Raw genomic sequence first — 7,181 nt, 5'->3', positions numbered from 1 at the left:
GCCCGGAGAGTGCGCTCCGGGCCGCGCTCACGGACGCCGGCGTCTGGCTCCCGGCGGTGGCGGCCCCCGCTCCGCTGCCCGTGCCGGCGCCGCTGGTGGCCCCCGGCACGCCGGGCCCGGACGTCCGCGTCGAGGAGCTGGGCGTGGACCTCACCGTGCGCGGGCTGCGGGGACGCGCCGTCACCCGCGCCCTGGAGGGGGTGGACGCGCACCTGCCCGCCCGCCGGCTCACCGCCGTCACCGGGCCGTCCGGGGCGGGGAAGTCCACCCTCGTCGCGACGCTGGCCGGGCACCTACGGCCCGCGCGGGGACGCGTTACGGGGACGCCCGGGCACGGCGCACGGTCGCGCGACCTCGCGCGGCAGTGCGGATGGGTGCCGCAGCACCCCGAGCACGGGCTCCTCGCGCTGCGCGTGCGCGACGAGGTGGCGCTCACCGGTCGGCGGCTGGGCGTGGACGTGGACGTCGACGCCGTGCTTGCCCTCCTGCGACTCGACCACCTCGCCGACGCCCACCCGTTCCGTCTGTCGGGAGGCGAGCAGCGGCGTCTGGCGCTCGCCGCCGCCCTCGCGCACCGGCCGCCGCTGGTGCTGCTCGACGAGCCCACCGTGGGGCAGGACCGGCACACGTGGGCCGCCGTGGCCGGGTGGGCCGCCGCGGCCGCGCGGGGCGGAGCCACCGTGGTGGCGAGCACCCACGACAGCCACCTCGTCTCGCTCGCCGAAGGTCGCGTGTCCCTGGCGGGGGCGACCCGCTCGCCCGGCGACCTCCGACACGTGCGGGAGCCGGCATGAGCGGCGTGCTGGGGCGCGTGAACGCGCTCGTCCTCGTCGTGCTGGGGCTGCTGGGCCTGGTCGCGTCGTTCGGGGTGCGCGACCTGGCGTCCGCCGGGGTGGCGCTCGGCGCGTGCGTGGCGTTCGGCGTCCTCGGCCTGCCGCGGCGCTCCGGCCCGGCCGGGCGCTATCTCGCGGTCGTCGTGGCGGCGTCGTCGGTGGCGTGGTCGACGTGGCTGCTGGGCGGCCACGACCCGCACGACGCGGCCGTCGCGGGGCTGCGGATCGCCGTGCTCGCCCTGCCCGGGGTGGCCCTCGCCCCGCTGGTCGACCCCAGCGGTCTGGCCGACCAGCTCGGCCAGCGGCTGCGCCTGCCCGCGCGGTTCGTCGTCGGGGTCACGGCCGCGCTCCAGCGGTTCGATCGGCTGGGCGTCGTCTGGGAGCAGGCGTCCCGTGCGCGGCGGTCGCGCGGCGTGGGCCCGGGGCGAGGACCGGTCGACCGTGGCCGGCATGCGGCCTCCGTGACGTTCGCCGTCCTCGCAGCGACCCTGCGCGACGCGACGACCATGTCCGTCGCCATGGACGCGCGCGGCTTCGCACGAGCCGAGGCGCGGACGTGGGCCGAGCCGGCACCGTGGTCACGGGCCGACACCGTGGTGCTGGCGCTCGGTGCGGCCGCTGCCGCGCTGCCGTTCGCCGTCGCGGGGTAGCGCGCGAGCGCGCGCCCCCCGCGCACACTGGGTCCAGGAGGTGGACCATGAGCCGTCCCCCGGACCGCCCTGGACGCGACTTCGACGCGCTGTACGCAGGGGACGTCCCGCCGCCGTGGGAGATCGGGAGGCCGCAGCCGGCGCTGCTCGCGCTCGTGCGCCGGTCCGTGCTCGCCGACCCGGTCCTCGATGCCGGCTGCGGCACAGGCGTCCTGGCGCTCGCTCTCGCACGGGCCGGGCACCAGGTCGTCGGGGTGGACGGTGCGCCGCGCGCGATCTCGCGCGCCCGGGAGCGAGCAGCCGAGGCGATCCTCGAGCCGCCCGGCGACGTGCGCTTCCAGGTGGCGGACGCCCGCCACCTCGACCGGCTGGACCTGCGGCCGCGCACCGTCCTGGACTCCGGGCTGCTGCACACGCTCGACGAGGACGGCCGCGCCGCCTACGTGGCGGGCTTGGCGGCGGTCTGCCCGCCGGACGCCCTCGTCGCCCTCCTCGCGATGTCCGTGCACGCCGGCCTCGGCTGGGGCACCACCGTGGACGAGCTGCGCAGCGCGTTCACGGCGTCCGACTGGTCGTCCACCGAGGTCGCGGACGCGGAGATCGTGGCGCGACCGGCCGACGACGAGCGGCACCTGCCGGCGTTCCTCCTCACGACGCGGCGCGCGTGAGGCCCTGCGCCTCGACCGCCGCCAGCAGGGCGCGGGCCTTGGCAGGCCCGACGGCACGGCCCGCTCGCGCGGCGATCGCCTCCAGCCCGGGGAACGCCGCCGCGTCGGCGGGGACCAGGCCGCGACGCGAGGCCTCCGCGAGGTAGGGCAGCGAGGCGGCGGCGACGTCGAGCACGCGGGGGAGCCAGCGAGGCAGCGGCCCGTCGGTCGCGCCCGCCGCGGCGACCGCCTCGGTGAGCACTGGCCACAGGGCCGGCAGCGTGCCCAGACGTCGCTCCACCAGCCGGACCATGCGCGCGGGGCTCGCCGTGGGCTGGGTCACGAGGGCGCGGGCGGCGAGCCGCGTCCCGGCCCAGCCGATGCCCCCGCGCTCGATCAGGTCGCGCACGACGTGCTCCCCGGCGACCCCTGCGTCCCCGTCGTGGCACAGCATGGACAGCGCGACGGCGTGCAGGGCCGTGCTGAGCGGCGGGATCCCGCCGGGCGGCATCCGCAGCGGCCCGCCCGTGCCCTCGGTGCGGTTGCGGTGCTCGTGCGCGCGCAGCCGGCCGGCCTCCGGGTCCCAGGCCAGCCACGCCTCGGTGCCGGGTTCGGAGCGGTAGTGGTCACGGGCGCCGGGTTCCTCGCCCTCGGCGCGCACGACGGCGGCGCACTGGCCCTCGCTCTCCAGGTCGTACGACCACACCTTGACGACCCGGTAGACGCGGCCGGGGTCGGCAGGGAGCCGCAGGTCGAGCGCCAGCAGCTTCGTGGGGGCGTCCGGGTCCTGCCACGAGGCCGCGATGGCCACCCCGTCGTCGAGGGCGGGGAGGGTCGCGAGGTCCGCAGGCCAGACGGCGTCGAAGTCCGCGGGGGCGTTCGCGGGCGCGGGCGCCGCTGCCGGTGCGGGGGACGCGCCGGCGGCGTCCCCGGGCGCCGGCGGGAGCAGGGCGGCGGCCTCGCGCGCGGCGACGACGGCCCGCGAGGAGCCCGGCCGTGCGGCGAGCGCCCGCAGCCCGCGCACGGCGAGGACCTCGGGTCCCGCGACGCCGCTCACGACGGCGGCGGCAGCGTCGGGAGCGATCGCGAGCATCGCCTCGGCCAGCTCCGCGGTCCCCGCCAGCAGCCGGGTCTTGCTGAGGGAGATGGCGAGGAGGTCGTCGAGCACGGGCCAGACCACCGACGCGAGCCCCTCGTCGGCGAGGCGGAGCGTCGCCGCCGCGAACGCCGCGAGGGCGCGGGGCGTGGTCCGTAGGTCCAGCAGCGACGCGTCCGCGACGCCCGGCCGCAGTAGGCCACGGTCCCACGCCTCGAGCACCGCGGCGGAGGCGTCTTCGGCCGCGCGGTCGTGGACACGGCGCTGGGAGCCCAGCAGGGCGATGGCGCTCGCCGGCCCGAACGGCGTCGCCCGGCGCGCGGCCTGCCGCAGCGCGACGCCGAGGGCGGGGGCGTTGCTGTGGGCGAGGATCTCCGCCGCGGCGTCGCTCCAGGCGGGGAACACCGCACCGGTGTCTGGGCCCGTATAGCCGCGGGTGTCGAGGCGGCGGGGGAAGCGGCGCAGGGATCGCGGGAGAACGATCTCGCCGGCGCGCCAGCACTCCCAGCGCTCCTCCCGTACGAGCGGGGGCTCGACGACGGGGTCGGTGGCGTACGCCGCCGCGGCCGGGCCCGCCACGAACGGCAGCGCGTCCCCGTCCTGCCCGACGACCGGGACCTCGGCGACGCGCAGCCGGTCGAGGACCGCGGGCGTGGTGGCGGCGGTGTCGAGCCGGGTCAGCGCCAGCAGGAGGTCCGCCTCGAGCGCCGGCGCGTCCGCGGCCGCATATCTCTCGAGGCGGTCCGCCAGGTCCTCCGGGTCGACGGTCAGGTCGACGTGAGACGGGGTCGACAGCAGGACCGGCACCTCGCCCAGACGGGCGAAGACGCCGCGGTCGCGGGCGCGCAGCACGTCCAGCACCCGCCCCGGACCGACGGTCCCGACGGGGCCGAAGACTCCGGTGCGGCTGACGATTCCCGTGCGGCCGAGGACTCCGGTGGGTCCGTCGTGGTCGTCGAGGTCGGCGACGGCGTCATGGAGGTCATGGAGGTCACGGAGGTCGTGGAGATCGTGGATCTCGCGGAGCGTGCGCAGCTCGTCGATCACGTCGATCACGTCGATCGCGTCGAGCACGTCGAGTGCTCGGGGTGCGTGCTCAGGGCGTTCGCCGCGGACCCACGCGTGCACCGGGGCGAGGCCCGCCTGCCACGACGGCTCCACGCCGCGCAGGGCGGTGCGCGCCTCGTCCGGGTCGCGGCGGGCGACCCGGACGGCCAGGTCGAGGAAGGTCTCGAGAGCGAGGTCGTACGCACCCTCGGGCTGGCGCAGGAGCGCGGCCGCCGCCGCGGTGAGCTCGGAACCTGTGGCCTCGAGCGGCTCGAAGCGCGGCACCTCCCAGACGTGCGGGGTGGGCCGCCAGCGGCCCGCGCCCGGTGCGGAGGCCCCTGCAGTGGCCTCCACGGGACCCGTCCCGCCGGGGACGTCCCACGCGTCCAGCACGGCGCGCGCGGCCCGCGGCGAGCTCCGCGACCCGGTCCCCGACGAGGTCGACGACCTCGGCCCCCGCACCGCCGTCGGCCGCCGCCCGCCGGGCGGCAGCCGCGAGGACGGTGCGCTGCGCCTTCTTCGTGGCGACCGCCAGCGACACGAGGAGGACGTCGGCGAGCGTCGCGGGGTCGGCGCCCTCGACGAGGGTGGGCGCGAACGCCTCGACCAGCGGCGCCTCCCCGGTGGCCAGCACGCCGACCAGCAGATCCGCCCGCGCCAGGATCTCGTCCGGCGTCGCGGCGAGCCCCGGGACGCGCGCGGAGCCGGGCGAGGTGAGGATGACGCACCACGCCTTGCGGTCGCCGGGCCGGGTCGCGGCGTCCAGGGCCTGGAAGGCGAGGTCGACCGCCTCGTCCCGGGCGATCCAGCCGGCGTCGACGGCCGCGGCGAAGGTATTGCCGAACGCGCCGGTCGACGGCAGCCCGGCGGCCACCGCGGCCCGGGCGTGCTCCGCGTACCGCGGCCGCAGCAGGTCCGCGGGGAGGGGCCGCCAGTGTCCCGGCCATTCCTCCGGAGCCCCCGGGAGCGTCGCGGCGGCGTAGGCAGCCCAGTCCCGGTGATACTCGGGGTCGTCCGGCACGTCGAGGCAGAGCCGGTGCACGAGCAGCACGACGACGCCGCCGAGCGTCGTCGTCGAGAACTCGCCCCAGGACGAGGTTCCTGCGCGCTCGACGAAGCGGGCCGCGAAGTCCGCCCCGCGAGTGGCCACCACCCGAGCCACGAGGTTGTCCGGCAGACCCTCGGCTTCCGTCAGGAGCCGGACCGCCCGCGCGGCGTCCACGCCCTGCCGGACGGCGAACAGGGTGAGGAGCCCGAGGTCGACGTCCGTGGCAGCGGCCCAGCCCCAGGCGCCGTCGTCCAGGTCGTGCAGACCCCCCAGGGTGACCGGGACGTCCGGAACGACGTGGTGGAGCCAGGGGCCGCGGCGCAGGCCGGCGAGCGCCGCGCGCCGCTGCTCCGGCGAGCCGAGCGGCAGCGTCAGGGCGTCCTGCGGGTCGGCACCGTCCCAGCCGAGCTCCCGGAAGATCTCGACCGCGCGGGCGAGAGCGGGGGTGGCCAGGGCGGTGTCCACGGGCGGCACGGAGCTCACGGGCGCGGGATCCTCTCGTCGTCGGACCGGCGCTCGGCCGGCGGCGCGGCCGCGCTCAGGCGGGCCGCGAGCACATGCTGGCACGGGCCTCTGTCACCGCCGTGCCGCAGGGACCAGGTGCACGTGCAGGTGTCCGGACCGGCGCCGCCGGGAGCGAGACGGACGCGGTGGTCGCCTCCGCTTCCCCGCACGAGGAAGCCGTCGCTGTCGGGTCGCGCGCCGCCGCTCGCCGCGAGGACGCGGGCGGCCCGCAGGCGCGGGTTGTCGCGCTCGGGGCGGTCCGGGTCGTGGGGCAGCTCGCGATGGAACCAGGCGGCGTCGTGCGCGTCCCACCCCACCCGGCCCTGAGCGGCGAGCACGGCGAGCGCAGACCGGGCACGGGGCTCGTCGAGCGCCGCGTCGCGGGCCAGGCGTGCGACGTCGACGACGGGCTCGAACGCGAGGAGGGCGGCCACCAGGTCGGCGTCGCCGGAGGCCTCGGGGGCGGCGAGGCCCTCGAGCAGGGAGCCCTCCCCGGAGTGCCCGCGCCATGCCTCGGCGGTCAGACCCACGCTGACCCGCGCCCCGGGCAGCGCGACCTCCACCAGCGCCGGGCCCTCGCCGCCGTCGGCCGGGCCGTAGACGGTCACGCCGCGCACGTGCACCAGGAGCCGCTTGAGCGCGGCGAGACGGTGCAGTCCGCTGACGTGCACCGACCCCGCCGAGCGGCGTGGCGCGAGCCGGGCTCCGGAGGGCGCGGCCGTGAGCCAGCCCGAGCGCGCGGTCGACGTCGCCGCCGGCAAGGAGGCCACGAACGAGCGTGCCGCGGCGCCGTCGAGCCGCAGCACGGGGACCAGTCCGTGGTGCAGCTCGGCGGCGTTGCCGAGGGCCCGCACCCAGCGCGGCGGCATCTCCACCGGGCGCTCGACCACCTGCACGCCGGGGGTGGCCACCCGGAGCCCGTCGACCCCGACGTCGAGGTGCAGCAGCTCCGCCCGGCCCACGCCGGTCAGGGCGCGCCGCGTGGCGGGACCGAGGTCCACGTTGGTGGTGCCGGAGCCGATCTCGCCGCCGTCGAGCCCGTCGCCGAGGAGGTCCAGGCGCGCGTAGACGCCGTTGCAGGCGGAGAAGACCTCCGCGCGCAGCCGGTCGCCGTGCGCGGTGAGCACCGGGTCGCGCTGCGTGGACGGCGTGTGCTGGAAGTACCGCGTGGCGGTCACGTCCGCGAGCGTCACGAGGGATCGGGCGAGCACCTGCGGGTGGGTCGCGAAGCCGTGGAAGAACGACGGCGACGTCTCCGGCCCGCCCGGGGCGAGCCCGGGGGCGAGGGCCAGTGCGAGGCCGGAGCCGTCGAGGGTGGACGCGCCGACGAACGCCCGGGTGCCTGTCATGGGCCCG

General features: G+C 78.2%; 6 protein-coding genes. 3 read left to right on the top strand and 3 right to left on the bottom strand.

Translation table 11 applies throughout. The annotated features are described in order from the left end of the window. From ACFT55_RS06500 to ACFT55_RS06490, 3 genes are all read left to right on the top strand, one after another. Positions 1-794, top strand: a 794-nt coding sequence (locus ACFT55_RS06500) for an ABC transporter ATP-binding protein (protein WP_380242782.1), incomplete at its 5' end; no start/stop codon positions are given. Continuing rightward, positions 791-1,483, top strand: a complete 693-nt coding sequence (locus tag ACFT55_RS06495; RefSeq protein ID WP_380242780.1) for an energy-coupling factor transporter transmembrane component T family protein — start codon at positions 791-793, stop codon at positions 1,481-1,483. The genes ACFT55_RS06500 and ACFT55_RS06495, both read left to right, overlap by 4 nt. A gap of 47 nt (positions 1,484-1,530) precedes the next feature. Further along, on the top strand, positions 1,531-2,151 hold the full coding sequence (locus ACFT55_RS06490; protein WP_380242778.1) for a class I SAM-dependent methyltransferase: 621 nt from the start codon (positions 1,531-1,533) through the stop codon (positions 2,149-2,151). Here the strand turns inward: ACFT55_RS06490 and ACFT55_RS06485 are convergent. The 3 genes from ACFT55_RS06485 to ACFT55_RS06475 all read right to left on the bottom strand — a co-directional run bounded on the left by ACFT55_RS06485 (position 2,132) and on the right by ACFT55_RS06475 (position 7,174). Next, complete coding sequence (locus ACFT55_RS06485; protein WP_380242784.1) at positions 2,132-4,033, bottom strand: DUF6493 family protein; 1,902 nt, start codon at positions 4,031-4,033, stop codon at positions 2,132-2,134. The genes ACFT55_RS06490 and ACFT55_RS06485 overlap by 20 nt on opposite strands. Positions 4,034-4,322: 289 nt before the next feature. Then, entirely contained in the window at positions 4,323-5,804 is a 1,482-nt protein-coding gene (locus ACFT55_RS06480) for a hypothetical protein (protein WP_380242776.1), read from the bottom strand. Further along, positions 5,801-7,174, bottom strand: coding sequence for an SWIM zinc finger family protein (locus ACFT55_RS06475; RefSeq protein ID WP_380242774.1), 1,374 nt, complete (start codon positions 7,172-7,174; stop codon positions 5,801-5,803). Before ACFT55_RS06475 ends, ACFT55_RS06480 begins: the two co-directional genes overlap by 4 nt. Positions 7,175-7,181 lie beyond the last annotated feature (7 nt).

Source organism: Isoptericola sp. NPDC057191, assembly GCF_042670225.1.
In the GTDB taxonomy this organism is placed as follows: Bacteria; Actinomycetota; Actinomycetes; order Actinomycetales; family Cellulomonadaceae; genus Isoptericola.
The sequence above is the reverse complement of the archived record's forward strand: the minus strand, read 5'-3'. Positions and strand labels throughout refer to the sequence as shown.

Bases quoted from the DNA above. Each gene is read 5' to 3' on its own strand.
- ACFT55_RS06490 (WP_380242778.1), top strand. From the start codon at position 1,531: ATGAGCCGTCCCCCGGACCGCCCTGGACGCGACTTCGACGCGCTGTAC.
- ACFT55_RS06495 (WP_380242780.1), top strand. From the start codon at position 791: ATGAGCGGCGTGCTGGGGCGCGTGAACGCGCTCGTCCTCGTCGTGCTG.
- ACFT55_RS06475 (WP_380242774.1), bottom strand. From the start codon at position 7,174: ATGACAGGCACCCGGGCGTTCGTCGGCGCGTCCACCCTCGACGGCTCC.